Origin of the sequence: Aureimonas sp. ME7, from assembly GCF_903970965.1 — a bacterium.
GTDB lineage: Bacteria > Pseudomonadota > Alphaproteobacteria > Rhizobiales > Rhizobiaceae > Aureimonas.
Genome location: NZ_CAJCKW010000042.1, coordinates 1 through 1,212, shown reverse-complemented (window position 1 = coordinate 1,212; position 1,212 = coordinate 1). Strand labels below are relative to the sequence as shown.

At 63.7% G+C, this 1,212-nt stretch carries 1 protein-coding gene; it reads right to left on the bottom strand.

Going from position 1 to position 1,212, the window contains the following annotated elements:
* Nucleotides 1-33: 33 nt before the first annotated feature.
* A protein-coding gene (locus H7A85_RS20625) for an IS3 family transposase (RefSeq protein WP_182422412.1) occupies nt 34-1,202 on the bottom strand; the annotation gives its coding sequence in 2 pieces (ribosomal slippage) (nt 34-938 and nt 938-1,202; 1,170 coding nt in all).
* Nucleotides 1,203-1,212: the final 10 nt, after the last annotated feature.

The window sequence follows — 1,212 nt, the reverse complement described above, 5'->3', positions numbered from 1 at the left end:
TGGCCTGCCCCCATCAGGTGGCCCGGTTGAACTCTAATGCATGGTTGGCTTGTCGGCGACGTCTGAGGTGGCCGGCGAAGCGGGTTGGGGTGGCGCAGCCGGCCACGGCACGGCGGCTGGAGCGGGTGGACGGTAGCCGAGCGAGGAGTGTGGTCTCCGGGTATTGTAGTGTTGGCGCCAGCCCTCGATGACGATCCGGGCTTCGGCGAGGCTGTAGAAGATTTCGCCGTTCAGGAGTTCGTCGCGAAGCTTGGAGTTAAAGCTCTCGCAGTACCCATTCTCCCATGGGCTGCCCGGCTCGATAAACGCAGTTCTTGCCCCGACGGCTGTGATCCAGTCGCGCACCGCCTTGGCGATGAACTCGGGACCGTTGTCGGAGCGTATGTGTCCCGGCACGCTGCGCAGGATGAACAGATCCGACAGCACGTCGATGACGTCGGTGGATTTGAGCTTCCGGTCGATCCGTATGGCAAGGCATTCGCGGGTGAACTCATCGATCAGATTGAGCATGCGGAACTTGCGCCCGTTGTGGGTTCGGCCCTCGACGAAGTCATAGGACCAGACATGATTGGGATGCTCGGGCCGGAGTCGAACGCAGGACCCGTCGTTCAACCAGAGCCGACCCTTCTTGGGCTGTCTGGTCGGCACCTTCAGCCCTTCCTGCCGCCAGATGCGCTCGACGCGCTTCACGTTCACGAGCCAACCGGCATCCCGCAGCAGGGCGGCGATCCGACGGTACCCATGGCGCCCGTAGCGTGTTGCCAGTTCGATGATGTTGGCCGTCAGCGCTGCATCGTCGGCTCGCCCCTTGGGCGCCTTGCGCTGCGTTGACCGATGCTGCCCCAGAACCCGACACGCCAGCCGCTCCGACACCCCGAACATCCGTACGGTGTGGTCGATGCAGCGCCGCCGCCGGGCGGGGCTCACCAGTTTCCCAATGCGGCCTCCTTCAGGATCAGCTTCTCCAGCGTCAGGTCCAACACGGCCTTGCGAAGGCGTTCGTTCTCCTTCTCGAGGTCCTTCAGCCGTTTGACCTGATCGGACTTCAGTCCGCCGAACTCCTTGCGCCAACGGTAATACGTGAACGCCGTCACGCTGATCGTGCGGATCGCCTCCGCCACCGGGCGGCCCTGCGAGCGCAACACGTCCACCTGCCGAAGCTTGGCGACGATCTCTTCGGGCTTGTGCTTCTTCTGTCCCATCTGGGCATCC